Source organism: Streptomyces sp. NPDC042336, from assembly GCF_055581985.1.
Genome location: NZ_JBVJEA010000010.1, coordinates 224,389 through 249,325 on the forward strand (window position 1 = coordinate 224,389; position 24,937 = coordinate 249,325).

Sequence of the window (24,937 nt, forward strand, 5' to 3'; positions counted from 1 at the left end):
AGGAGCCTGCCATGCCCGACGCTCCCCACCTCACCTCTGCCCACCCCGCCCCTCCCCGCCGTCGCGGGCCCCGCAACGGTGTCCGGGCCGTCGCCGCCGTGGGTGTCGTCCTCGCGATCGCCGCGGGCGGCTCGTACGCCGCCGGGTTCGGCCCCTTCGCGCGCGGCGACGACGGACCCGACCCCGCCGCGATGAAGCAGGCCCGCGCCTTCCTCGCCGACTGGGCCGGCGGGCGGCTGCCGAGCGCGGCCGGACGCACCACCGAGCCCGGCAAGGCGCAGGAGGTGCTGCAGAGCTTCACCGCGGGGCTCGACATCGAGAAACCGAAGCTGACGGCCGAGGACGACGGCGTGAAGGAGGAAGAGGACGGCACCCTCGGCGTCCCCTTCACCGCCCGGATGCCGGTCACGGGCCTCGGCACCTGGACGTACGAGTCACGGCTGCCGCTGCGCGAGCAGGACGACGGCAGTTGGAAGGTGGACTGGCGGCTGTCCCTGGTGCATCCGCGGCTGAGCGGGACGGAGAAGTTCCGCCTGGAGCGCGAGGAGACCGCCCCGCCGGAGGTCACCGACCGCCAGGGGGTCTCCCTCGTGGGCGACGCGTACCCGTCCCTGGCGCCGCTCCTGGGGCGGCTGGCCGGTGACGCGGGCGGCGGCGGACCGCGCGGCGCGGTCCAGCTGGTCGACCGGGCCAGCGGCGAGACCGTGCGCACCGAGGCGTCCTTCGGCGAGGAGCCCGACCCGGCGACGGCGGACCGGCCGGTGCGCACCACCCTGGACGCCGGCTGGCAGTCCGCGGCGGAGCGGGCCCTCGGGGAGGCCGACGGCAAGAACGCCGCTCTCGTCGCCCTGCGCGTCGACAACGGTGAGGTCCTCGCCCTCGCCAACTCGCCCTCCTCCGGCTTCAACCGCGCCGCCTCCGGCACCTACGCGCCCGGCTCCACCTGGAAGATCGTCACCAGCAGCGCCCTGCTGCTCAAGGACGCGGTCGCGCCCGACGACGTCGTGGACTGTCCCAAGTACCTGACGGTGGGCAAGGAGTTCCACAACGTGGAGACGTCCGAGCACCCCGGCGCCACCTTCCGCAAGGACTTCACCGAGTCCTGCAACACCGCCTTCATCGGCCTGCGCGGCAAGCTCGACGACGGGGAGCTGGGAAAGGTCGCGCGCACCTACTTCGGGGTCGGCCAGGAGTGGCACGTCGGCATCCCGACGTACGACGGCTCGGTGCCGGTGCCGAAGGACGAGACGGAGAAGGCCGCGTCGATGATCGGGCAGGGCCGCGTCCAGGCCAACCCCCTGATCATGGCGTCCGTGACGGCCACCGCGGTGTCCGGGGAGTTCCACCAGCCGTCCGTCACCGCGGGCAACGAGGACGCGACCCGCACCGAGCCGCTCCCCGACGAGGTCGTCACCCAGCTGCGCGGGCTGATGCGGGCCACCGTCACCGACGGCACCGCGCGCGTCCTGGCCGACCTGCCCGGTGAGATCGGCGCCAAGACCGGCACCGCCGAGGTCTCCGACGACCAGGACAACAACGGCTGGCTGGTCGCCCACCGGGGCAACGTCGCCGTCGCCGCGGTCGTCGAGGAGGGCGTCACCGGCGGCGGCTCGGCGGGGCCGATCGTGCACAGCCTGCTGTCTGCCGTACCGGAGGACCCGTCCTGATCCCGCCTGCCCCCGCCTGTCCCCGTTCTGATCCCGTTCTGATCCCGCGCGGTCCGGTGCCGGTGCCGCCGGCACCGGCACCGGCACCGGGCTGCGGCTCAGCCGAGGCGCACCGGCAGTTCCGTCAGCCCCCGCAGCAGGGTGCCGGTCCGCCAGGTGAGCGACGCCGGATCGGCGGCGAGGGCGAGCGCGGGGTGCCGTTCGAGAAGCAGGCGTACGGCGACGGCGGCCTCGACGCGGGCCAGCGGTGCGCCCAGGCAGTGGTGCGGGCCGTGGCCGAAACCGAGGTGGCCCTGTGGGCGGCGGCCGATGTCGAAGCGGTCGGGGTCGGGGTGGTGCGCCGGGTCGCGGGAGGCGGCGGCGAGGGAGACGAGCACCGAATCGCCCGCCGCGATGGCGGTGCCCGCCAGCTCCAGCGGCTCGGCCGCGAAACGGAACGCGGAGGCGTGGACGGGGGAGTTGTAGCGCAGCGACTCCTCCACGGCGCTCCCGGTCAGCTCCGGCTCGGCGCGCAGGCGGGCGAGCTGGTCGGGGTGGGTGAGCAGGCTGTGGACGGTCGCCGAGATCAGGTTGACGGTGGTCTCGTGCCCGGCGACCAGGATGAGGAAGGCCATGCCGAGCAGCTCCCCGGCGGTGAGCGAGCCGCTGTCGGCGGCGTCGGTCAGGTCGCTGAGCAGCGTGCCGTCCGGGCTGCGGCGCTTGGCGTCGGTCAGCTCGGTGAGGTAGCCGGTCAGGGCGCCGGCCGCCGACTCGGCCGCCTCCGGCGAGGTGGGCGTGACCAGCTCGTTCGACCAGACGTGGAAGCCGTCGTGGTCGCTCTCCGGCACGCCCAGCAGCTCGCAGATCACCGTGACCGGCAGCGGCAGCGCGTACCGGGCGACGAGGTCGGCCGTGCCCGGTCGCGGCAGCGCGTCCAGCAGCTCGTGCGCGATGCGCTCGACCCGCGGGCGCAGGGCGGCGGTCCGGCCCGGTGTGAAGTGCCCGGCGACGAGGCGTCGCAGGCGCGTGTGCTGCGGCGGGTCGCTCTGGAGCATGTTGTGGCCGATGGCGTGCCCGCCGTCGCTCCGCCAGGACGCGGAGTGCCGGATGTCGTTGCGCAGCCGCGGGTCGGCGAGCGCGGCCCGCGCCGCGTCGCGCGTCACCACCAGCCAGCTCTCCCCGCTGCCCGGTACGAGCACCCGGTGCACGGCACCCTCGGCGCGCAGGGCGGCCAGTTCGTCGGGGGAGGGCGCGGTCATGGAGCCTCCTGGGGGAAGAACAGTGAAACGGGGAGCAGTCCCCATTTTCTCGGCCGACGATAGCATCGGCACCCGGAGCACGGGGAGCACTCCCCGGTTCGTACGACCCGGAGGATGAGGATGACCGTCGGCGCACGCGACGGAGCGCCCCGGCAGCGACGTGATGCGCGGCGCAACCGGGAGCTTCTGCTGGAGGCGGCCCACGAGGTGTTCACCGAGCAGGGGCTGGACGCGCCGCTCGACGTGATCGCGCGCCGGGCGGGGGTGGGAAACGCGACGCTCTACCGCCACTTCCCCACCCGTGCCGCCCTGGTGGACGCCGTCTTCCGGGACTCGCTGACGGGCACGATGGACGCCGGTGAGCGGGCCAGGAAGGCGCCGGACGCGTGGGCGGGGCTCACCGCCTACCTGGAGGTGGTCTTCCGCACCCTGGCCGCCGACCGCGGTTCCAACGACCTCATGACCACGCATCTGCGGGGCGTCGAGAGCCTGGAGGCGGTGCACGAGCACAACCGGCGGACCGTGGACGCGCTGCTGTCCCGCCTCCGCGACGAGGGCACCGTCCGTGCCGACGTCACCACCGAGGACGTGCTGTTCGCGCTCGCGGCACTCGGCCGCGCCGTCCCGGCGCTGACCGCGGCGACGACGGCCCCGGGCGCGGCGGCCACGGCGGAGGTGGCGTACGCCGCGCATGCGACGGTCACCGCGCCGGATGCCTGGCGACGCCCCCTCGCCCTGTTCCTGGCGGGGCTGCGCACCGAACCGGCCGCCGGAGCCCTGCCCGCTCCCGCGCTCACCGCCGCCGAACTCGGCGAGGTGCTGCGTGAACTGGGCCCGCACCGTACCCGTGCCGGGGACCGCGGGCCCGGCGCGTGACGCGGGCCCGCTCAGCCCCGGGGGCCGGTGCCGGGGTCCTCGCGCTCGACCGTCTCCCCCCGGATGACGCGCGGCGTCCCCGGTTCGTCCGCGTCCCTCGCCGCGCGGGCCTCGGCCTTGAGGATGCGGGCCGACTTGCCCGCCGAGCGGGTCAGCTCGGGGAGCTTCTTCGCGGCGATGACGGCCGCGACGACGATGAGAATGATCGCGAGCTCGCTGAGTCCGAACACGGCGCTCCCCTGGTGGACGTACGGTGCGGCCCCGCGGCACGGGCCCGCACCCGGAATCTACGGCAAGGACGGCGGGCCCGGCGCGGGCGGGGCCCGGGGGGTCTCAGAGGTCGAACTCGTGCGGCGGCAGGTCGAGGGCGTAGCACGCCTCGCGGACCACGGCGCGCTCGTCCTTGTCGAAGTCCCCGTCGGCGCCGCCGATCACGATGCCGATCTGGACCACGGCCCGGGCCTCGGCGGGCTTCTTCTTCGCCTTGGCGATCTCCTGGAGGATGCCGACCTTGCCGAAGGCGAAGTCGGCGGTCAGCTTGTTCAGGTTGTCCTCGAAGCGGCGGCGCAGATCGTCGGCGGGGAAGTTCTGCAGCACCTCGTTGGCCGCGATCAGCTGGGCGACCCGCTGCCGCTCCGAGGGGTCGACGGTGCCGTCGGCCGCGGCGACCAGCGCGCACATCGCCATGCTCGCGTCGCGGAAGGCGCCGCTCTTGAGGTCGTTCTTCTTCGCCACGAGCTGCGTCTGCATCTGCGACGCGGACTCCTTGAAGCGGTCCCACAGGGCCATGAGAACTCCGTACTCCGTACCGGTCGGACGGGGAAAGGTCGATCGAGGACGATCGGGGACGAACGGGGGGCGGGGGCCGGGGCGGACCTCCGGAGCGCACCCGCCCCTCTACAACACTGTAGAAGTTATCAGTCTTCCCCGTCGTCGGAGTCGCCCTCGAAGAAGTCCCCCACCTCGTCGACGACTTCCGCCGCGACCAGCCCTCCGGCGATCCCCGCGGCCCCGGCCACCACGGCGGCGCCGGTCCCGGAGCCGCCGTCCGACGGCCCCGGCCCGTGACCGGCGTACCCGGACTCGTGGCCGTACACCGCGTGGGAGCCGTACGACGCGCGGTGCTCGACCAGCTCCTGGATCCAGCCGTCGACGAGGGCAGTCCAGTCCTGCGGCCCGGCGGGGCCCTCGTGCGGGACGGTGAAGCGGCTGAGCGCGTCGTGGCCGCCGTGGCCGCCGTGGCCGTCGGGGAAGGGGTCGCCGCGCTTGTCCGCCTCCAGCACCACTTCGAGCGCGCCGGGCACCGCCAGGAAGGTCAGCTCGATCTCGCTGACCTGGTGGGCGTAGCGCGGGGGCGGGGTCAGCTCGATCTCCTGGTAGAAGGGCAGCCGCTGCCCGGTGCCGCCGATGCGGCCGTACTCCAGGTCGGCGGAGCGGAAGCCGAAGCCGAGCCCGCCGAGGGCCTCCAGGACGGCCTCCTGGGCCGGGAGCGGCGCCACGGCGAGCGGGTCCAGGTCCCCCTTGTCCCGGGCGCCGGCGACCGCCACCTCGGTGCGCACGCCGAGCACGATCCCCAGCGGCTGCCCGTGCAGCTCGGTGGCCGGGGTCTCCCAGGGCAGCGTCACCGCGAAGGGGAGGCTCGTCTCCTCGCCCGCCGCGAGCCGGAAGGCCCCGCCGACGGTGTGCCGGTCGAAGACGACCACGCCCTCCCCGTCGCCTTCCCCGGTGGCCTCCAGGTGCTCGGTCTCGACGCGGGCCACCAGCTCCAGTGCGACGTGCTCGACGTCGTGGTCGGCGGTGCCGCCGACCAGGTGGACCCGGCCCGACAGCGTGCCTCCCGGCCGGGCGGCGCCCGGGTCGAGGACCGTGTCCACTGTGGGTCCGCCCACGCCGAGGGAACCGAGCAGCCGCTTGAACACCATCGAGGCGTTCACTCCTTCGCTTTCGTCCGGGGGAACAACCGGAGCCGTCCGGCCGTTCTCTACAGGCGAGTAGAAGCATAGGGGTCTCAGGACTCCCCTTCTCTTTGCTCGTCCTTTACCATGAGGGAGAACCCTCGGGCGCCCGGCTGGTACCGGCGCCCGCCACCCCGTTAAGGAGTCCCGTTCCGTAATGGAGCCTCCCAGTACCGGCCGTGCCGCGGCCGGCCCGCCAGTGCCCCCGTATGCGCGTGAGGGAAGCGGGGTGGCACGGTGACCGAGGTCCTGCTGCTCCTGCTGGCCCTCCTCCTCACCCTGGCCTGCGCCCTCTTCGTCGCGGCCGAGTTCTCCCTCACCACCGTCGAGCGCTCCGACCTGGAGCGTGCCGCCGAGTCCGGTGAGCGCGGTGCCGACGGCGCCCTGAAGGCCGTGCGGTCCCTGACCCTCCAGCTGTCCGGCGCCCAGCTCGGCATCACGGTGACCTCGCTGGTCATCGGCATGCTGGCCGAGCCGTCGATCGCGGTGCTGCTGCGCGGCCCGCTGACGGCGATCGGCCTGGGCGGCGCCTCCTCGACGGTGGCGACCGTGCTCGGCGTGGTGCTGTCCACCGTCGTCCTGATGGTCGTCGGCGAGCTGGTCCCCAAGAACTGGGCGATCTCCCGCCCGCTGGCCGTCGCGAAGGTCGTCGCGGGTCCGCAGCGCGGCTTCACCACCGCCTTCGGCCCCTTCATCCGGCACCTGAACAACACGGCGAACCGCTTCGTGCGCCGCTTCGGCCTGGAACCGGCCGAGGAGCTCGCCTCCGCCCGCAGTGCCGAGGAACTGGTCGCCCTGGCCCAGCACTCGGCCGCGGAGGGCGCCCTGGAGGCCGACTCGGCGGAGCTGTTCGTCCGTACGCTCCACCTGAGCGAGCTGACCGCGGAGAACGTCATGACGCCGCGCGTGGACGTCAAGGCCCTGGAGGCCCACGCCACCGCCGCCGACGCCGCGAACCTCTCGCACGCCACCGGCCTGTCCCGCTTCCCGGTCTACCGGGACAGCCTGGACGAGGTCGTCGGCACCGTCCACATCCGCGACGTGCTGGCCCTTGAGCCGGACAGGCGCCGGGCCACCCCCGTCACCGAGCTGGCCACCGCGCCGCTCCTGGTGCCCGACAGCCTGCCCGCGGACCGCCTCCTGGAGCGCATGCGCGCCACCCGCACCATGGCCGTCGTCATCGACGAGTACGGCGGTACGGCGGGCGTGGCGACGGTCGAGGACATCGTCGAGGAGGTCGTCGGCGAGGTGCGCGACGAGCACGACCCGGTCGAGGTGCCGGACCTGCTGCCCGCCCCGGCAGATGCGGACGGCCGCGCGGCCTGGGAGGCCGACGGCTCGCTGCGCCTGGACCACCTGGAGCGCATCGGCCTGACCGCGCCGGAGGGTCCGTACGAGACCCTGGCCGGTCTGGTCGCCACCCACCTGACGCGCATCCCCGCCAAGGGTGACGTGGTCGCCCTGGACGGCTGGCGCATCGACGTCCTCGACGTCGACCACCACCGCGCCGACCGCCTGCGGGTCACGGCCCCCGCGCCGGACGGCGACGCGTCGGCGCACGAGCGGCCGGAGCGTGATCGGCCGTCGCCCGACCGGTCGGCGCACGAGGAGCGGGAGCTGGCCCGATGACCGTCGTACAGCTCTTCATCGGCGCGCTGACGCTGCTGACCAACGCGTTCTTCGTGGGCGCCGAGTTCGCCATGATCTCGGTGCGCCGCAGCCAGATCGAGCCGCGGGCCAAGACGGGCGACAAGCGCGCCCGGATGACCCTGTGGGGCCTGCAGCACATCTCCCAGATGATGGCCACGGCCCAGCTCGGCATCACCGTCTCCTCCCTGGTGCTCGGCGCGGTCGCGGAGCCGGCCATCGCGCACCTGATGGAGCCGGTGTTCGAGGCGGTCCACATGCCGCACGCGCTGGTCCACCCGGTCGCCTTCGCGATCGCCCTGGCACTCGCGACGTACCTCCACATGCTGATCGGCGAGATGATCCCGAAGAACATCGCGCTGGCCGCCCCGGCGACCACCGCACTGCTCCTCGGCCCGCCGCTGGTCGCCCTCACCCGGGCCCTGAAGCCGGTCGTCTTCGGCATCAACGCCTTCGCCAACACGCTCCTCAAGCTGCTGCGGGTGGAGCCCAAGGACGAGGTCGAGGCCGTCTTCACCGACGACCAGCTGGCCCGCATGGTGGTCGACGCCAGCGAGGCCGGACTGCTCACCCCGGCCGACGGCGAACGCCTGCGCGACGCGCTGGAGCTGGGCACCCGGCCGGTCGGCGAGATCCTGGTCCCGGCCCAGAAGATGCGCACGGTCCCGCACACGGTCACCCCGGCCCAGCTGGAACGCATGGCCGCCGACGCGGGCTACTCCCGCTTCCCGGTCACCGGCCCCGGCGGCACCGTCCTCGGCTACCTGCACATCAAGGACACCCTGGGCCTGACCGACCGCGAGAGCCCCTTCCCGCGCACGGCCCTGCACCGCGTCACCCGTGTCCGCATCGACACCCCCCTGGACGACACCCTCACCGCCCTGCGCGCCGAGGACAGCCACCTGGCCGCCGTCACCGGCGAGGCCGGCTCGGTCCTGGGCTTCGTGACGATGGAGGACGTCCTGACCGAACTGGTGGGCCCGACGACACCGGTGGCGTCGTAACACGGAGCGACCGGCCGCCCCTCCGGCCGGCCGGTCGCGCCCCGTTCCCCTCTGTCTTCAGCACGAGAACTCCGGCCGCCACGGCTGCCGGAACATGGGCGCCGGCCTGACCGGCCCCGGGGCATCGGGATCGAATGCCGCTGCGCGCCCCCGTAGCGGTGCGCGATGCTCTGCCCATGTCCGAGACGATCCAATGGCGTTGCCACGTACGCGCCCATCACCGTCGTGGGGCCGAGCGTGTGGTCGGCCGGATTGCGGCTCGGCTGGACCGGGCTCTCCGGATCGAGACCTACGAGCGGTACTGGAAGTACCCCGAGCTTGCCGAACTGCGTCTGACCTCGCCCCTCGAGCCGGTCGGTCCGGAGGCGGCTCTTCTCGCTGTCCTGCGGAGCGCGTGGCTGATCGCCACGCCCTGGGCGCTGGGAGCCCCGGACGCGGAGGGCGAGTTCCACGGCATCGCCTCCTTGCCCGGCTCCCACTTCACCGTTCCGGGAGTCGAGTGGATGCAGTTCCAAGTCGACGGCCGACGGTGGGGAACCTCTGCGTGATCACGTTCGTACCACCCACGACAACGACATCCGTACCGTCGGGGGAGAGACGCCCGGTGTGAGGCCGACCGAGGGCGGGGTGGAGATCCTGGGGGACGGGCAGGGTGGCCGGTCCTGGGACTGGGAGGAAGCAAGCGGGCTGGACGTGTGCGACGTGGCCGTGCGGTCCGCCGGGCGACGGCCGGCGTCCCTCGCATCCGACTCGGTCGTCGTGCTGATCACGGGGGACGGCGAGCACCCGCCGCTCTTCACGGTGCGGGTGGAGACGCGGGACGACGGCCCGGCCGAGGCGAGCGCCCTGGCCGCCGTCACCGGTGGTATCCACACCCCGGACGAGTACGAGCTCTCCCGCATCCTTCTCGCACGCCTCGCCGACGGCGGCACCACCGTCGGGGAGCTGCTCGGCCGGCGCCGGGACGAGCCCGAGGACTTCGCCCCCACCAAGGACCAGCGCCTGGCGCTGCCGCGGGAGTGGACGGCGGCGTCCGTCTGACCGACGGGCATGCCGGGCACCGGCGTAACCGACCCCCTACCGGGGTATCACCTCCGGCTTGGCTCCCCAGGGTGACGTGCCGGCTCGCGGCGTCGGCCAAGCTTGTCTCTGTCAGCGCCACGACGGGACCCAGGGAAGGCGGACGGATGGCCGCGCTGCTGGTCAAAGCCTCTGTGCCGTGCGCATCCGGGGGCGTGGGCCCCGTGGACGCCGCCCCTTCGGGCGCCGTCGAGGTGGGCGGCGGGCGCCTAGGGTGGTGCCCATGACGGCAGTGGAGGAGGGACGTCCGCGTGCGCTGCTCGCGGGGGCGTCGCGGCGGTGGGTGCGGGTGCTGCCGTGGGCCTTGGCGTTCGTGCTGTGCGTCGCCCTGCTGCCCACCACCATCGTGGTCCTCACCGCCGACTACGGCCTGAACGGCGGGGTCGCGAGCGCGCTGGCCGTGGCGCAGGCCGCGCCGCTGCTGCTCGCCGTCGTACGGCCGCTGCAGGCCTGGTACGTGGTCTTCGTCGCGGACGTGGCCGGGGCGCTCGCCCTGCTCGCCGTCGACTTCCAGGAGCGGCTGCTGTGGCCCTTCCCGCCCATGGAACTCGTCGGGTACGTCGGCCTCTGCCTCGCCCTGGGCCTGCGCGAGCGGCGCCGGACGCTGGTGCTGGTGTGGCTGGCGACGGCGGGTGCGAACGTCGGCCTGGGGTTCGCCGCCCCGCACGGCACCGGCGCCAAGGACCTGCTGCTCACCATCCTCGGTGGCGTCGCGCTCCTGCTGGGCGGTGTGCTGCGCGAGCGGTACGAGGTGCAGCGCAGGCTGGCCGAGCAGGAGACGATCAGCGAGGCCGAGCGGGGACGGCGGACGCTGCTGGAGGAACGCGCCCGCATCGCGCGCGAGTTGCACGATGTGGTGGCGCACCACATGTCCGTCATCACGGTGCAGGCGGACACCGCCGAGTACCGCCTCGCGGGGCTGCCGCCCCAGGTGCGGGAGGAGTTCACGTCCATCGCGGCGACCGCCCGGGAGTCGCTCGGCGAGATGCGACGCCTCCTCGGGGTGCTGCGCAACGAGGAGTCGCACGGCGAACTCGTCCCCCAGCCGGGCCTCGGGCAGATCGGGCAGCTGGTGGAGGCGACCGCGCGGACGGGCGGGCCGGTGGAGTTCACCCCCTGCGACGCCGAGGTGCCCGAGACGGTGGGTCTCTCGGCGTACCGGATCGTCCAGGAGGCCCTCGCGAACGTCGTACGGCACGCGCCGGGCGCCACGACGCACGTGTCGCTGTCGGTGTCGGCACCCGCAGGCGAGCAGGGCGGGGAGCGGCTCACCGTCCTGGTCGTCAACGACCCGCCGCCCGAGCCGCCCGCCGGGCCGCTCGAAGTGGGCGGCACCGGACACGGCCTGGTCGGCATGCGCGAGCGGGTGCGGCTCGTCGGCGGCAGCCTGGACGTGGGGCCGCTGCCGGACGGCGGCTTCCGGGTCGCCGCTCAACTCCCCCTGACGGAAGAGGACTTCACGTGACGACGCGCGTCATCATCGTCGACGACCAGGCCATGGTGCGGGCGGGCTTCGCCGCGCTGCTGGCCGCCCAGAGTGACATCGACGTGGTGGGCGAGGCCCCCGACGGCGCGCAGGGCGTCGAGCTGAGCCGGCGTACGCATCCGGACGTCGTGCTGATGGACGTGCGGATGCCCGAGATGGACGGCCTGGAGGCCGCGCGCCGACTGCTCGCGCCACCGCCGGGGGTCACGCATCGGCCGCGGGTGCTGATGCTCACCACCTTCGACGTCGACGACTACGTGTACGAGGCGCTGCGCGCGGGCGCCAGCGGCTTCCTGCTGAAGGACGCGCCGCCGGCCGACCTCATCGCGGCGGTACGCGTGGTGGCCTCGGGCGACGCGCTGCTCGCTCCCTCCGTGACGCGCCGCCTCATCGCCGACTTCGCCCAGCAGCGCCCCGCCTCACGGGGCAAGCCCGCGCTGCGGCTCAAGGGCCTGACGGAACGCGAGACCGAGGTCCTCACCCTGGTCGCCCGCGGCCGGTCCAACACGGAGATCGCCCAGATCCTGGTGCTGGCCGAGCAGACGGTGAAGACGCACGTGAGCCGCGTCCTGACCAAGCTGGACCTGCGCGACCGCGCCCAGGCGGTGGTCTTCGCGTACGAGTCGGGGCTCGTGGCCCCGGGGGACTAGCCCCTCCTCCCACCCCTACCGCGGTAGGGGGCCCACATTGGCTCCCGGGTATGACGCCCGGCGCCGAGCCGTCCCCGCACTCTTCACCCCGTCACACAGGAGCACCTGATGTACGGGTGAGACGGATGAGGGAGACGGCACCATGAGGCTACGCAAGGGCAAGCGGCGGCAGGCGGACGACCGGACGGGAGTGGACCACCGCCCCGAGGCCCCGGCCGCCACGCCCGGGCTCGCCGTCGAACTGCGCGGGGTCCGGCGGCAGTACGGCCGCGGCGCGGGCACGGTGCACGCGCTCGCGGGCGTCGACCTCGGCCTCCCGCACGGCACCTTCACCGCCGTCATGGGCCCGTCCGGGTCGGGCAAGTCGACGTTCCTGCAGTGTGCCGCCGGGCTCGACCGGCCGTCCGCGGGATCGGTGCGCCTCGGCGGCACGGAGATCACCGGCATGAAGGAGAACGAGCTGACCGAGCTGCGTCGCAGCCGCCTCGGCTTCGTCTTCCAGGCGTTCAACCTGCTGCCGTCGCTGACCGTGGAACAGAACGTCCTGCTGCCCATGCGCCTGGCCGGGCAGCGTCAGGACCGCGGCCGGGCGGCGGCGGTGCTCGCGCAGGTCGGACTCGCCGACAAGGCGCGGCGCCGCCCCGGCGAGCTGTCCGGCGGCCAGCAGCAGCGCGTGGCCGTCGCCCGCGCCCTGGTCACCGCACCCGACGTGATCTTCGCGGACGAGCCCACCGGCGCCCTCGACACCGGCACCGCCGCCGAGGTCCTCGGACTGCTCCGGCACGCGGTGGACACCCTCGGCGCCACCGTCGTCATGGTCACCCACGACCCGGCCGCGGCCGCCTGGGCCGACCGCGTGCTGTTCCTCGCCGACGGGGCCTTCGCCGACCACCTCGAACGGGGGTCGGCGGAGCAGATCGCGGCCCGGATGACCGCGCTCACCGGACGTACGCGGGCGATGGCCGGGGCGGGAGCGGCGGCATGAGCTTCAAGCCCAACGGACTCGCCCGCGCCGCCGTGCGCTTCAAGCCCGCCTCGTTCGCGGGCACGTTCGTCGCGCTGATGATGTCGGCGCTGGTCGTGGCGGCCTGCGGCGTCCTGCTGGAGACCGGCCTCCGTGCCTCGGTGCCGGCCGAGCGGTACGCGAACGCGCCGGTCGTCGCGGCGGCCGACCAGTCCGCGCGCGTCGTCGCCGACACCGTCGACGGTCCCGAGGAGACCGCGTACCCGTTGCCGGACACCGCGCGCGTGGACGAGGGGCTCGCGGCGAGGGCCGCCGCGGTGCCGGGCGCGGCCACCGCCGTAGCGGACTTCACCTTCCCGGTGCACCGGGGCGGGTCCTCGCCGGGCTCCGCTCCGGACGCGCTCACCGGCCACGGCTGGGGCTCGCACGCCTTCACCGGCACCGCCCTGGCGCAGGGCGCCGCGCCGCACCCCGGCGAGGTGGTCCTCGGCGCCGACGCGGCCCGCACGGCGCGGCTCGGCGTCGGCGACACCGTCGCGCTGGAGACGGCCGACGGACCCGCCGACTTCCGGGTGTCCGGGCTGGCCCGGGCCGGTGCCGGGGACACCGCGGGCGAGGCGGCGGGCGGTGCGGGCACGGCCTGGTTCGCCGACGCCGAGGCGGCCGTGCTGGCCGGGCACCCCGGCAGGGCGGACGCCGTCGCCGTCCTGGCCGAGGAGGGCGTGGACCCGGACGCCCTCGCCGCCGCCGTGGGCAAGGCCCTCACGGGCTCCAGCGCGCGGGTGCTCACCGGTGACGACCGCGGTGAGGTCGAGGACCACGGGCTGGCGTACGCCAAGGAGACGCTCTTCGCGGTCGGCGGCTCCTTCGGCGGGATCGCCACCCTCGTCGCGGTCTTCACCGCGGCCGGCACGGTCGCGCTCTCCGTCGGCCAGCGCACCCGCGAGTTCGCGCTGCTGCGGGCCGTCGGCGCCACCCCGCGGCAGATCCGCCGCGCGGTGGCCGCCGAGGCGCTGCTCGTCGCCCCGCTCGCCGGGCTGCTCGGCTGCCTGCCGGGGATCGGGCTCGCGCACTGGTGGTTCGGCCAGATGCGGGACCGGGGGGCCGTCCCGGAGGCGGTCGACGTGCACGTCTCGGGGTTCCCGCTGCTGGCCGCCGTCGGGGTGGTGCTGCTCACGGCGCTCGGTGCCGGCTGGGCGGCCGGGCGCAGGCCCGCGAGGATCAAGCCGGGTCAGGCGCTCGCCGAGGCCTCGGTGGAGCGGCTGCGGCCGGGTGTCGTCCGTACGGTCCTCGGTCTCGCCGCGGTCGGGGGCGGTTCGGTGCTCGCCGGGGTGGCGGCCTCCGCCGCCGGTTCCGACGCGGCCAACGCCTCCCTCGGCGTCGTCATGCTCTTCATGCTGGCCGTCGCCCTGCTCGGGCCGGTCCTGGCGCGGCTGTGCGCGGGGCTCTTCGGGCTGCTGCTGCGCGGCGGCGGGGCCTCCGCGTCGCTGGCCGCCGCCAACTCGCGCGCCAACGCGCGCCGGCTGGCCTCCGCGATCACTCCGATCGTGCTGGCGATGGCCTTCGCCTCGACGCTGGTCTTCATGCACACCAGCGAGAGCCACGTCGCCTCGGAGCAGCTCCGCGAGGGCGTCACGGCGGACCACGTCGTCACGAACCCGGCGGGCCTGTCCGCCGACGCCGCCGACCGGGCCGCCCGCGCCCCGGGCGTGGACGCGGCCGTGAGCCTGCTGGACACGCAGGTGCTGGTGCCCGTACGCGGGGGTGGCGAGACCTCGTTGCAGGGGACGGCGACGCAGGGTGTCCGGGGCTCCGGCGCGCAGCTCGCGAAGGTCCAGGACCTGGACGTGCGCGAGGGCAGCCTGGACCGGGTGGGGCCGGGCCGCATCGCCGTCGACAAGACCCTCGCCACCGCCACGGACGTCGGCCTCGGCGACAAGCTGTCGCTCTACCTCCCCGACGGCACGAGGGCCGCACCGGAAGTGGTCGCCGTCTACGGCCGCGGCCTGGGCCTGCCGGCCGTGACCATGGACCGTGCGTCCCTGGACGGGCACGTCACGTCGGCCTTCGCCGACACCCTGCTGGTCAGCGGTGGCGACGCCGAGCCGCTCACCGCGCTCGGCGAGGTCACCGACGCCTCCGGCTACGCGCTCGCGCAGAACGTGGACCGCGAGTTCGGCGCCTGGGCGAACTACATGATGGCTGCCGTCCTGGGCGGCTTCGCCGCCGTCGCCGCGGTCAACACCCTGGTGATGACGGTCCTGGACCGCCGCCGCGAACTGCACACGCTCCGCCTCGTCGGCTCCACCCGCCGCCAGGTGCTGCGCATGCTGGGCTGGGAGAGCCTGCTGGTGTCGGCGGCGGGCGTGGCCCTGGGCACCGCCATCGCCATGATCACGCTGACCCCGATGATGCGCGGACTGACCGGCGAGTTCCCGCACGTACCCCCACTCCTGTACGCCGCCTTCGCCGCCACCGCGGCGACCCTCGCCCTCGCCGCGGCCACCCTCCCGGCCCGCACGGCACTGCGCGACCGGGGCGCCTGACCCCCCGGGCCGCGCGGACCCACCCGGGCCACCGGTGAGCGACCTGACGGGTCGCGAGGACCGCCCGGCCACGGGAGCCGTCAGCCGTGCAGGTCCCGTCCGGTCGCGCCCCCGCCTGCCGCGGGGGCGCCCGGTCGTGCGGCTCACCGGCCGCGGGGTCCGCCTGCCGCGAGGGCTCGCCCGACCCCGGCGGGCCGCCCGGCCGTAGCGACCCGGTCGCCAAGGCCGTACGGCCGCGGGGTCCCCCGGCCGTCGGTCCGCGGCCCGTCCGGCCCCGGGGCCCGCTCGCCGTGAGGGGGCTCGCCCAGCGTGGGGGCCGGCCCGGTCGTGAAGGCTCGCTCGGTCGAGGTTCCGTCTGCCGGGGGGACCGGCCGTCCGGTCCGTGCTCCGGGATCCGCGTCAGCCCGTTCGCAGGCCGTCCGCCGGAGGGGTGCGCAGGGCGTGGCGGGTGGGGAGTTCGATCGTGAGGCAGGACGTCAGCACCACCGTCGCCGCCACCGCAGGGAGGAGCCAGGCCGGGCCCGCCGGCCAAGGGTGGCCGAGGAAGCCCTGGCCGAGGAGGGCCAGCGGGACGGCGGACAGCAGGAGGCCGGAGGCGAGGGCCGCGGCGGCGATCACCGCGGCCTCGCGGCGCATCATGGCGCGGATCTGCCGCGGGGTCGTGCCGACCAGGCGCAGCGCGGCGATCTCCGACCGGCGCTGGGCGGTGGCGGCGACCAGCTTGTTGGCGATGCTCAGCAGCAGATAGCCGAGCAGCACCACGACCACCGCCAGGTTGACCCACACCTCGGGCGGCGTGTCCGCGCCGGTGGCGTCCGGGCCGGTGCCGGCGACCGCGAGGCCGGGACGGCCGGCGGCCAGCGCGGCGAGCGCCCGCCCCGCCTCCCGGGTGCCGTCGGTGCGGACCAGCGCCCGCTGGTCGAGGCCGGCCGTGGTGTGCCCGGCGGCCAGTTCGCGGGAGAGGACGACCGGGCCGAAGCCCAGCCCCCGGTCGTACACGGCGACGACCCGGGCCTCGACGCGCGCCCCGTCGCCGAGCACCAGGCGGACCCGCTTCCCGAGCCCGGCGTCGCGCGTGCGGGCGGCCTCGTCGCTGACGGCGACCGTCGCCCCGGTCAGCCGGTCCAGGCCGCCGTCGGTCACGCCGAGGTCCACGACGTCCCGGGCGCCCGGCGCCAGGATCATCGCCGAGGCCGACTCGGCGGCGGGCTCGCCCAGTTCCTCGTACTCCCACACCACCGTGGTCGTCCCGGCCGGTTCCGCCGCCCGTACGCCGGGCACGTCCCGCACGGCGGACAGGGTGCCGTCGGGCAGCCCGCCCAGGGCGGGTGCCGTCAGCTCGTACTGGGCGAGCGTGCCGGTGCGGGTGTCCTCGGAGGTGGCGGCCAGCACCGTGGTCTGGGTGAGGGTGTAGGTCAGCACGAAGACGACGCCCATGGCCAGCGGGCTGACCACGCCCGACAGGCGCAGCGCGTAGGCCCGTACGTTGGACAGCGCCAGCCACGTCGGCGCCGCCACACCGGGCCGCAGCCGCCGTACGACGGCCTCGCCCGCGCTCCTGACCAGCGCGGGGCCGGACAGCGCCAGGCCGATCGCGGCGAGGATGCCCGCGATGGACGTGACCGATGCCCCGAGGACCGTCCGGGACAGCAGCGGCACCACCGAGAGCGCCAGGGCGCCGAGGATCAGCAGCAGCCCGGCCGTGGTCCGCGCCCGCGACGGTGTGCGCGGCTCGCTGCGCGACTCGGCGACCGCCTCCGTGGCCGGCATCCGCGAGGTCCGCCAGGCCGCGCACCGGGCGGAGAGCCGCACCGCCCCCACCACCAGGAGCAGGGTGGCGAGCGCGGGCAACGGGCCGAGGGTGAGCGGGAGTTCCTCCGGGAGGACGCCGCGGTCGGCCAGCAGGTCCCGGAAGCGTCCCGCGAGCAGGTAGCCCGCCGCCACGCCCGGCACCAGGACGACCGCCGCGACCAGGGTGGACTGTGCGGCGGCCAGGCGGCGGATCTGCTTCGGGGTCGCGCCGACGGCCCGCATCAGCGCCAGGTCGCGGCGCTGCCCGGCGATGGTCACGCCCAGCGCGCCCGCGACGACGAACCCGGTGATCAGCAGCACGATCCCGCCGAGCGACCCGGCGAGCAGGATCAGCAGCGAGCGCGCGGAACCCACGCCGGGTGCCACCGCCTCGCCCCGGTCCGCGCCGGTGGCCACCCGCAGGCCGGTGTCCGCCACCTCCTCGCGGACGGCGGCGGCCACCCGCGCCTCGGCACCGTCGACGGCCCGCAGTCCGATCAGGTCGACGGTCCCGGCGCGCGGGCCGCCTCCGTTCCCGGCGCCGCGCCCGGCCAGCGCCGCGGCCGTCCCGTCGGCGAAGTAGACGCCGCCGCCCGCGCCCGGGGCGTCGACCAGCGCGGAGACCCGGTAGAAGGCGGCGGGGCGGCCGTTGGCCATGACCCGGACCCGGTCGCCCACCGCGAGGCCCGCCGCGTCGGCCGTCGCCGCGTCCACGGCGATACCCTTCGCACCGGACGGCGCCCGCCCCTCGACCCGCGCACCCGCCAGCAGCCGGGTGGAGGACCAGCCGTGACCCGCCGTCACCGGGTCCCCGGCGACCGGGACGGGCCGTCCACGCCCGTCGACCAGCGCGGCCGGGAAGCCGATGTCGCCGACGGCCGCGGTGACGCCGGGCAGGGCGGCCAGCCGGTCCACGAGCCGGGCCGGGACCGTGGCCCGCTCGGGCAGCGCGACCGGCAGGTCACCGCTCGGGTGGAGCTCCTGGCCGGCGGCGACCACGACGTCCGCGCCGCCGAGCCGCCCGGGCGGCAGCTGCGAGCGCAGCCCGGACTCGGCGAGTACGCCGGTGGCGGTGATCAGGGCCGCGCCGCCGAGCACCGCGCACGCCACGGCGAGCAGTGCGGTGATCCGGTGCGCGGCCATGCGCAGGGCGAGATGCAGCATGTCTACCGCTCCCCCAACGCGACGAGCCGTTCGGCCAGTCGGGGGGCCGTCGGCCGCTCCAGGGCCTCGACCACCCGGCCGTCGGCCATCACCAGCGCACGGTGCGCGCGGGCCGCGGCGGCCGGGTCGTGGGTGACCATGACCACCGTCTGGCCGAGGTCGTCGACGAGCGCGCGCAGCAGGCCGAGCACCTGGTGGGCGCTGCGCAGGTCCAGCGCGCCGGTCGGCTCGTCCGCGAAGACGACGGCGGGCTTCGCGGCCAGCGCCCGTACGACGGCGGCCCGTTGCTGCTGGCCGCCGGACAGCTCGGCCGGGCGGTGCGACAGCCGGTCGGCCAGCCCCACCCGCTCGGTCAGCGTCCGCAGCCACTCGCGGTCCGGGCGCCGCCCGGCCAGGCGCAGCGGCAGCGTGATGTTGTCCTCGACGCTGAGCGAGGGGATCAGGTTGTACGCCTGGAAGACGAACCCGACGCGCTCGCGGCGCAGTTCGGTGCGCCGCGTCTCGTTCAGGCCGGAGATCTCCTGCCCGTCGATGCGGACGCTGCCGGACGTGGGCGAGTCCAGCCCGGCCGCGCAGTGCATCAGGGTGCTCTTGCCGGAGCCCGAGGGCCCCATCACGGCGAGGAACGTGCCGTGCTCCACGGTCAGCGACACCTCGTCGAGGGCCCGGACGCCGCCCGGGTACGTCCGGGCGACCCGGTCCAGCGCGATGGCGGGCGCCCGGCGCGCGGTGACGGCAGGGAGGGCGGCGGTGCTCATCGCCGCCCCCGCAGCCCGCGCACGACGAGGGTCCCGGCGGCGAGCACGGTGACCACGCCGCTGGCCAGGTGGAGCGCGGTGGCGGCACCGGTGAAGGAGAGGGCCATGTTGGCGACCGCGCTGAGCACCACCACGGCCCACAGCAGCGTCCGCAGGACGTCACCGCGGGAGACGGCGTCCGGGCCGTCGCCGTCGCCGGGGAAGGGGGCGGGGACGGCCCGGGGCGCGCTCAGGCGGTAGGGGTCCTGGTGGTGGTGATCGGGGCCCTGGTGGATCTTCTGAGCCCGGCGGTCCTGGTGGTCCTGGCGGTTCTGGCGGTCCTGCTGAGTCACGGCTGCGGCCTCCGTCGGCGTCGCTCTCGGTGGTCTCCGACGCTAGGGACCGGGGCCCCCGGCGGCCGATCCCGTGGGCCGCCCGGTCCGAGGTACAGCAGGCTGTACTTTCTGGCTCCGCACCCGTCACCTGCCCGCCCGGCCGCATAGGGTCGGCCACGCCGGAGCGGTCCCACGGCCGGGGCCCACGGCCCGGAGGGAGGCAGGCGGATGACGGTGCCGATCACGTCCGTGCGGGAGACCGCCGTACGGACCCTGCGGGCCGCCGGTGCGGCGACGGGGCAGCTCGTCGGCGGGCTGGGCACGGCGTTCCTGGCGCTGGGCGTGCTGCTGCTGGTGGCCCTGGCCGCCGTGACCGCGCCGGCCGGCGTGGGCCTGCTGCTCGCCCCCGCCGCCCTGAGCGCCCTGCACGCGCTCGCCCGCCGGGAACGCGAACGCCTGTCCCGCCGGGGCCCCGAGATCGTCCCGCCCGACCCGCCGCCCACCCGGCTGCGCCCCGCCCTGGCCGACCCCACCACCCGGCGCGAGCTGAGCTGGCTGGTCCGGCACGCCACCCTGGGGTTCCTGCTGGGCCTGCTCGGCTTCCTGCTGCCGCTCTGCGCCGTCCGGGACACCACCTTCCCGCTGTGGTGGCGGCTGAGCCCCGGGGAAGCCACGACCACGTCCATCGGTGTCGGCACCGCGCACAGCTGGCCGGACGCGGTCGCGGCGACCCTGCTGGGCGTGGGCTGGATCGCGATCGTCCTGGGCCTGGGTCCCGGCATGGCACGGCTCCAGGCCGCCCCGGCCCGGCGGCTGCTGGCGGCGGGCCCGGACACGGACCTGTCGCTGCGGGTGGCGCAGCTGACCGCGACCAGGGCCGCCGCGCTGGACGCGCACGCCACCGAGCTGCGCCGGATCGAACGGTCCCTGCACGACGGCGCGCAGAACCGGCTGGTGTCGGTGACGGTGCTGCTGGGCGCGGCCCGGCGGATGGCGGCGCGTGACCCCGCCGGGGCGGACGAGCTGCTGGAACGGGCGCAGTCCGCGGCGGAGCAGGCGCTGGCGGAGCTGCGTTCGGTGGCGCGGGGCATCCTGCCGCCGGTCCTGGCCGACCGGGGGCTCGCGGGCGCGCTGTCGGGACTGGCGGCGGACTGCGGGGTGCCGTGCCGCGTCGAGGCCGACGTACCGGAGCGGTGCGCGGCGTCGGTCGAGGCGACGGCGTACTTCGTGGTGGCCGAGGCGCTCACGAACGTCGCGAAGCACAGCGGTGCCGCACGGGCCTCGGTCACGGTGCGGGCCCGCGGGGGCCGGCTGCGCCTGCTGGTCGAGGACGACGGCCGGGGCGGCGCCGACGAGGACGGCGGCTCGGGGCTGACCGGCATCCGCCGGCGCGTCGCGGCACTGGACGGCACCCTCCGCCTGACCAGTCCGCCCGGCGGCCCCACCACCCTGGAGGTGGACCTCCCCCGCGGGAGCTGAGCCACCGGGACGGGGCCCGGAGTACGGTGGAAGGACCGGGGGCATGCCGTGCACCGGCCCCGACACCGGTGCCGCTCCCGGGGATCGACGACGCCGGGCCGGAACCGCCCGAGCCCGGGGCAGGACTCGCCTCATGACGGTGCACGTGCCGGTGCGGCCGGCGACCCCGGAGACTCTCGAGCGGCCCGCCGGTGACCACCGGCCGGGCCCGCGGCGTCGGGGCCCGGCGCACGGCTCCTCACCGCAGGCCGGCGAACGGCTGCGGCCACTGACCCGGCGTCAGATCGAGGACCGGTTCGCCGAGCTGGGCGACCTGTACGCGCAGACCTCCGGCGGCGGCCCCCGGGCGTGGAACGCGGCCCGCGGCGCCTTCCTGCGCCAACTGGGCGCCGACGTACGGCGTCCGGGCTTCTGTCTGCTGATAGCGGAGACCACCGTCCTGACCGGCTGCGCCTACGGCTACCCCGTGCCCGGCGGCGATCCGCGCGGCGTGCGCGGCCTGGAGCCGTACCTGCCCGGGACCGTGCTGTCCGTCGCCGCGTCGGGCCGGCTCTTCCTGGTCTCCGGGATCGTCGTCCCGGCCCGCGTGCGCAGACAGCACCAGGACGGTGCCTGGAACCTCGCCCGGCGCATGCAGACCCGCCTGCTCGCCGAGCACGACGCCGCCCTCGGCATCACGCTGGTGGACCGCACCGACGGCGCGACCGTGCAGGCGCTGCGCTCCTGGGGCTGGCGCTACGCCCAGGGCGAGACCCTCCAGTCCTCCGTGCTCGGCCGGTACGGCGTTCTGGTCCTCGGGCGCTGAACAACACCGCCGCATACGGAAATCTATTCTCGCTGAAACAGTTATTGGCGCAGCGCGGGAATAATTGTCCGACGGGGAAAAGGGTAGATCTTTGTCGGCGATTTCTTCCCGGGCCGTCCATGAATTACGTGCTAGGCTGGACATCAGTTGCAGTTGTGGTTGCCATTTGTGTTACCGGTTTTTCCGGGCGGGTGATCATCGCGGCGATGGGAGGGCCCGCGCGGTGTGGGCCTTCAGCACTTGCCTAGGAGAAAAAAGCATGGCTTCCGGTACCGTGAAGTGGTTCAACGCCGAAAAGGGCTTCGGTTTCATCGCGCAGGACGGCGGCGGCGCCGACGTCTTCGCCCACTACTCGAACATCGCCACCCAGGGCTTCCGCGAGCTCCAGGAGGGCCAGCGGGTGAACTTCGACGTCACGCAGGGCCAGAAGGGCCCGCAGGCGGAGAACATCGTTCCCGCGTAACACCCGCGCAGTACGTCTCGACGTACGTCGACGTACCCGCCGAGGGCCCGCACCGCACGGTGCGGGCCCTCGGCGCGTGTGCGCTCCCAGCCGTCCTCACCAGCCGGTCGCCAGCAGATGGTTGAGGAGCAGGGCCACGACCGCCTGCGCCGTCAGCCATCCGCGCGGACGGGTGAGGAAGGCGCAGGCCGCCAGGAGCCACAGGGCGAAGGGCAGCCAGATGCGTTCCGTCTCCGCCTTGCTCATGCCGGACAGGTCGGCGGCCAGCAGGGCGAGCAGTCCGGCGGCCACGAGGAACGCCAGCCGGACCTCCGCGCCCCGCTCGCCTCCGGCGCGCCCGCCCTCCGCCCGCACGCCCCCGGGCCGCCACCGCAGCAGCACGCCCCCGGCCCGCCGCAGTCCCGCCGCCGTGGCCAGGCCCGTGATGAGCACCGTGCAGGCGAGGTTGGCCCACACCCAGTAGCCGTACGGGCGGACCCCGCCCGCACCCTCGTAGTAGCGGGTCACCAGCAGGCGGTACGCCTCCCACCAGTCGAACCCGGCCGCCGTGAACGCCACCGGCACCACCGCCGCGCCCGCCAGCAGCGGCACCAGCAGCACCGGCCGCTCCCGCACCCCGCGCCGGCCGAGCAGCAGCACCGCCGCCGCGATCACCGCGAACAGCGTCAGGCCGTACGAGAGGTAGCAGGTCAGCCCGAACAGCAGTCCCGAGCCGGCCGCCCATCCCGGTGAGCGCCCGGTGACCGCGAGGGCCAGCAGCGCCACCGCCCACGCGGCGACCGCCGCGAAGCAGCCGTCGGCGGACGTGCCCAGCCACACCGCGGCCGGTGCCAGCACCAGGAAGGGCGCCGCCCGCCGGGCGAGCCGCTCGCCCGCCACGGCCCGCGCCGCCACCAGCACCGCCACGCCCGCCGACGCGCCCACGGTGATGGTGAACGCCCCGGCCCAGCCCCCACCGCCCAGCCCGATCCGGTCGAGCAGCACGTAGGTGAGCGTGGCCGCCGGGGGATGTCCGGCGACGTGCGCGGGCCAGTTGTCGGGGGAGTGCAGGAGGATGTGCCCGGTGAAGTCGCGCAGGGTCGCCGGGACGTCCTGCCAGCGGTCGATGACCGAGAGGTACTCCTGACGGGTGGTGAGCCGCCCGGCGACCCCTCGCCGCCAGCCGTCGATCAGCGCCAGCGACCAGATCCAGGCCAGCGCCGCGCCCCAGGCCGCGGGCAGCAGCGCACGCCACGGCAGCCGGGCGGCGACGGCCGGGCCGTACGCCACGACCGCCGCCGCGACCACGAGCGCGGCCGGGGTGCCGGGCCCCAGGTGCGGGTCCCAGCGGCCCAGCAGGGGCGGCCAGCCGACGATCAGGTCGTCGTAGGTGTACGCGTACCGGCCGACCAGGACGGCGGCGGTCACGAGCAGCACGGCGGCCGCTACGGCGTACAGGTCGCGGGGGACGGGGCGCGGGCGGGTCGGGGTCACCCCGGCACCGTAGGCCGGGAGATCACGCATCGGGCGGTGCGCACGGTGGACGTCAGCGTTTCGTCATGGGTCGCGGACCGCCGCGGCGGCCGGTCCCGGCCTACGGTCGGGACATGCGCGACCTCGCCCCACGGCTTCCCTCCTCCCCGGGTTTCTGGCGCAGCCCGCTGCGCGGGCCCTGGTTCACGTCGGTGCTCGGCCTCGTCCTGCTCGCCGGCATCACCGTGCTGTTCCTGACCGGGCTGCTCTCGTACGCCGCCTACAACCCCGACCTGTCCCCGGTCAACGACAAGACGCCGGACAAGGGGATCCTCGGTTTCTACCTCTTCGCCTGGCCGACCGACCCGCCCTGGCTGTACCGCCTCACGCAGGGCGTCCACGTCACCCTCGGACTGGTCCTGATCCCGGTGCTGCTGGCCAAGCTGTGGTCGGTGGTGCCGAGGCTGTTCACCCTGCCGCCGGCCCGCTCGCTCGCCCACGCGCTGGAGCGGATCTCGCTGCTGCTGCTGGTCGGGGGCGCGCTGTTCGAGTTCGTCACCGGGGTGCTCAACATCCAGCTGGAGTATCTGTTTCCCGGCTCCTTCTACCCGCTGCACTTCTACGGCGCCTGGGTCTTCTTCGCCGCGTTCGCCGCGCACGCGGTGCTGAAGACGCCGATCGCGCTGCGCAACCTCCGGGCGATGCGCGAGGAGCGCGACGACCTGGTCTCCCCGCGGCCGGCCCCGCCCACCGTCTCGCGGCGCGGGGCCCTGTGGTTCGTCGGCGGCGGCTCACTCCTGATGTTCGCCGCGAACGCGGGGCGCAGTTTCGACGGGCCGTTGCGGGCCACCGCCGTGCTCTCCCCGCACGGCGGGCCCGAGCCGGGCGACGGACCGAACGGTTTCCAGATCAACAAGACCGCCGCCCACGTGGGCATCGACCCGGCCGAGACCCGCGACGACACCTGGCGGCTCGTCGTCACGGGACGCTCGGGGACCGTCCGGTTCAGCCGGGCCGAGCTGCTCGCCATGGAGCAGCACAGCGTGGCCCTTCCCATCGCCTGCGTCGAGGGCTGGTCGACGTCCGACCAGTGGTGGCGCGGGGTGCGGCTGCGGGACCTGGCCGCGCGTGTGGGCCACGAGGACGACCCGCCGGACGTGTTCGTCGAGTCGCTCCAGCGGCGCGGCGCTTTCCGCAGCGGGGCCCTGCGCGCCAACCAGGTGGCCGACCCGCGCTCCCTGCTCGCCCTGTTCGTCAACGGCGAGGAGCTGAGCCCGGACCACGGCCACCCGGCCCGGATCATCGTGCCCGCCGCGCCCGGCGTGCTGAACACCAAGTGGGTGGCCCGGATGACGTTCGGGGAGCAGCGATGAACCTCGTACGCGGGTCGCGGCCCCGGATCGGCAGCCCCTTCCAGATCCTCGTGCTGGTGTGCTCCTTCGCCCTCGCGGGCTGGGCGGGCGTGCGGCTGCTCGCCGACGACTGGCTCGGCGTGGCCCTCTGGTTCGTGGGGGCCGCGCTCCTGCACGACCTGGTGCTGCTGCCGCTGTACTCGGTGGTCGACCGGGCACTCACGCGCGGGCTTGGCGCGGTGCACC

22 protein-coding genes are annotated in these 24,937 nt (G+C 75.2%); 14 read left to right on the forward strand and 8 right to left on the reverse strand.

What is annotated here, in order from left to right; genetic code table 11:
• Positions 1-11 precede the first annotated feature (11 nt).
• Entirely contained in the window at positions 12-1,667 is a 1,656-nt protein-coding gene (locus ACZ6IM_RS22765; protein WP_469558558.1) for a penicillin-binding transpeptidase domain-containing protein, read from the forward strand.
• A 98-nt stretch (positions 1,668-1,765) separates the two neighbouring features.
• On the opposite strand, the gene ACZ6IM_RS22770 is transcribed toward ACZ6IM_RS22765, so the two are convergent.
• A complete protein-coding gene (locus ACZ6IM_RS22770; protein ID WP_469558561.1) occupies positions 1,766-2,905 on the reverse strand; it encodes a cytochrome P450 family protein in 1,140 nt (379 codons plus the stop codon).
• Positions 2,906-3,025: 120 nt separating this feature from the next.
• Here ACZ6IM_RS22770 and ACZ6IM_RS22775 point away from each other — a divergent pair, with 120 nt between their 5' ends.
• Entirely contained in the window at positions 3,026-3,781 is a 756-nt protein-coding gene (locus tag ACZ6IM_RS22775; protein ID WP_052836593.1) for a TetR/AcrR family transcriptional regulator, read from the forward strand.
• A gap of 11 nt (positions 3,782-3,792) precedes the next feature.
• Here the strand turns inward: ACZ6IM_RS22775 and ACZ6IM_RS22780 are convergent, their stop codons facing one another.
• The 3 genes from ACZ6IM_RS22780 to ACZ6IM_RS22790 all read right to left on the reverse strand — a co-directional run bounded on the left by ACZ6IM_RS22780 (position 3,793) and on the right by ACZ6IM_RS22790 (position 5,703).
• Positions 3,793-4,011 (reverse strand): twin-arginine translocase TatA/TatE family subunit, encoded by a 219-nt coding sequence (locus ACZ6IM_RS22780; protein ID WP_052836592.1) that lies wholly within the window; start codon positions 4,009-4,011, stop codon positions 3,793-3,795.
• Positions 4,012-4,114: 103 nt separating this feature from the next.
• Positions 4,115-4,570, reverse strand: coding sequence for a tellurite resistance TerB family protein (locus tag ACZ6IM_RS22785; RefSeq protein WP_052836591.1), 456 nt, complete (start codon positions 4,568-4,570; stop codon positions 4,115-4,117).
• Between the two features lie 128 nt (positions 4,571-4,698).
• Complete coding sequence (locus ACZ6IM_RS22790; RefSeq protein WP_469558565.1) at positions 4,699-5,703, reverse strand: sporulation protein; 1,005 nt, start codon at positions 5,701-5,703, stop codon at positions 4,699-4,701.
• Positions 5,704-5,973: 270 nt separating this feature from the next.
• Between ACZ6IM_RS22790 and ACZ6IM_RS22795 the strand changes: the two genes are divergently transcribed.
• The 8 genes from ACZ6IM_RS22795 to ACZ6IM_RS22830 all read left to right on the forward strand — a co-directional run bounded on the left by ACZ6IM_RS22795 (position 5,974) and on the right by ACZ6IM_RS22830 (position 15,113).
• A complete protein-coding gene (locus ACZ6IM_RS22795; protein ID WP_052836589.1) occupies positions 5,974-7,365 on the forward strand; it encodes a hemolysin family protein in 1,392 nt (463 codons plus the stop codon).
• Positions 7,362-8,387, forward strand: a complete 1,026-nt coding sequence (locus tag ACZ6IM_RS22800) for a hemolysin family protein (RefSeq protein ID WP_052836588.1) — start codon at positions 7,362-7,364, stop codon at positions 8,385-8,387. The genes ACZ6IM_RS22795 and ACZ6IM_RS22800 overlap by 4 nt, the downstream gene beginning before the upstream one ends.
• A gap of 176 nt (positions 8,388-8,563) precedes the next feature.
• Positions 8,564-8,935: a hypothetical protein gene (locus ACZ6IM_RS22805; protein ID WP_469558569.1), complete on the forward strand. Its 372-nt coding sequence runs from the start codon at positions 8,564-8,566 to the stop codon at positions 8,933-8,935.
• A 58-nt stretch (positions 8,936-8,993) separates the two neighbouring features.
• Positions 8,994-9,428 carry a hypothetical protein gene (locus tag ACZ6IM_RS22810; RefSeq protein ID WP_469558572.1) on the forward strand — a complete coding sequence of 145 codons (435 nt, stop codon included), beginning with the start codon at positions 8,994-8,996 and terminating at the stop codon, positions 9,426-9,428.
• Positions 9,429-9,690: 262 nt separating this feature from the next.
• Entirely contained in the window at positions 9,691-10,932 is a 1,242-nt protein-coding gene (locus ACZ6IM_RS22815; protein ID WP_469558575.1) for a sensor histidine kinase, read from the forward strand.
• The gene (locus ACZ6IM_RS22820; RefSeq protein ID WP_052836585.1) at positions 10,929-11,603 is read left to right on the forward strand and encodes a response regulator; all 675 of its coding nucleotides are present in this window, start codon (positions 10,929-10,931) and stop codon (positions 11,601-11,603) included. The genes ACZ6IM_RS22815 and ACZ6IM_RS22820 overlap by 4 nt, the downstream gene beginning before the upstream one ends.
• A gap of 142 nt (positions 11,604-11,745) precedes the next feature.
• Positions 11,746-12,588, forward strand: a complete 843-nt coding sequence (locus ACZ6IM_RS22825; RefSeq protein WP_052836584.1) for an ABC transporter ATP-binding protein — start codon at positions 11,746-11,748, stop codon at positions 12,586-12,588.
• A complete protein-coding gene (locus ACZ6IM_RS22830) occupies positions 12,585-15,113 on the forward strand; it encodes an ABC transporter permease (protein ID WP_052836583.1) in 2,529 nt (842 codons plus the stop codon). Before ACZ6IM_RS22825 ends, ACZ6IM_RS22830 begins: the two co-directional genes overlap by 4 nt.
• Before the next feature lie 399 nt (positions 15,114-15,512).
• Here the strand turns inward: ACZ6IM_RS22830 and ACZ6IM_RS22835 are convergent, their stop codons facing one another.
• From ACZ6IM_RS22835 to ACZ6IM_RS22845, 3 genes are read right to left on the reverse strand one after another with little or no spacing between them, the layout of a single operon-like run.
• Positions 15,513-18,068, reverse strand: a complete 2,556-nt coding sequence (locus ACZ6IM_RS22835) for an ABC transporter permease (protein WP_052836582.1) — start codon at positions 18,066-18,068, stop codon at positions 15,513-15,515.
• Positions 18,069-18,070: 2 nt separating this feature from the next.
• Positions 18,071-18,826, reverse strand: coding sequence for an ABC transporter ATP-binding protein (locus tag ACZ6IM_RS22840; protein ID WP_052836581.1), 756 nt, complete (start codon positions 18,824-18,826; stop codon positions 18,071-18,073).
• Positions 18,823-19,158, reverse strand: a complete 336-nt coding sequence (locus tag ACZ6IM_RS22845) for a hypothetical protein (RefSeq protein ID WP_469558581.1) — start codon at positions 19,156-19,158, stop codon at positions 18,823-18,825. The genes ACZ6IM_RS22840 and ACZ6IM_RS22845 overlap by 4 nt, the downstream gene beginning before the upstream one ends.
• A 210-nt stretch (positions 19,159-19,368) precedes the next feature.
• Between ACZ6IM_RS22845 and ACZ6IM_RS22850 the strand changes: the two genes are divergently transcribed.
• The 3 genes from ACZ6IM_RS22850 (at position 19,369) to ACZ6IM_RS22860 (ending at position 21,887) form a co-directional block, all read left to right on the forward strand.
• Complete coding sequence (locus tag ACZ6IM_RS22850; protein ID WP_052836580.1) at positions 19,369-20,619, forward strand: sensor histidine kinase; 1,251 nt, start codon at positions 19,369-19,371, stop codon at positions 20,617-20,619.
• A 133-nt stretch (positions 20,620-20,752) separates the two neighbouring features.
• The gene (locus ACZ6IM_RS22855; RefSeq protein ID WP_052836579.1) at positions 20,753-21,424 is read left to right on the forward strand and encodes a hypothetical protein; all 672 of its coding nucleotides are present in this window, start codon (positions 20,753-20,755) and stop codon (positions 21,422-21,424) included.
• A gap of 259 nt (positions 21,425-21,683) precedes the next feature.
• Complete coding sequence (locus tag ACZ6IM_RS22860) at positions 21,684-21,887, forward strand: cold-shock protein (RefSeq protein ID WP_003975194.1); 204 nt, start codon at positions 21,684-21,686, stop codon at positions 21,885-21,887.
• 96 nt (positions 21,888-21,983) lie between these two features.
• Here ACZ6IM_RS22860 and ACZ6IM_RS22865 read toward each other — a convergent pair whose 3' ends face one another.
• On the reverse strand, positions 21,984-23,390 hold the full coding sequence (locus ACZ6IM_RS22865; protein ID WP_469558585.1) for a hypothetical protein: 1,407 nt from the start codon (positions 23,388-23,390) through the stop codon (positions 21,984-21,986).
• 83 nt (positions 23,391-23,473) lie between these two features.
• On the opposite strand from ACZ6IM_RS22865, the gene ACZ6IM_RS22870 reads away from it, so the two are divergent.
• Positions 23,474-24,712, forward strand: coding sequence for a molybdopterin-dependent oxidoreductase (locus ACZ6IM_RS22870; protein WP_052836578.1), 1,239 nt, complete (start codon positions 23,474-23,476; stop codon positions 24,710-24,712).
• Positions 24,713-24,937 lie beyond the last annotated feature (225 nt).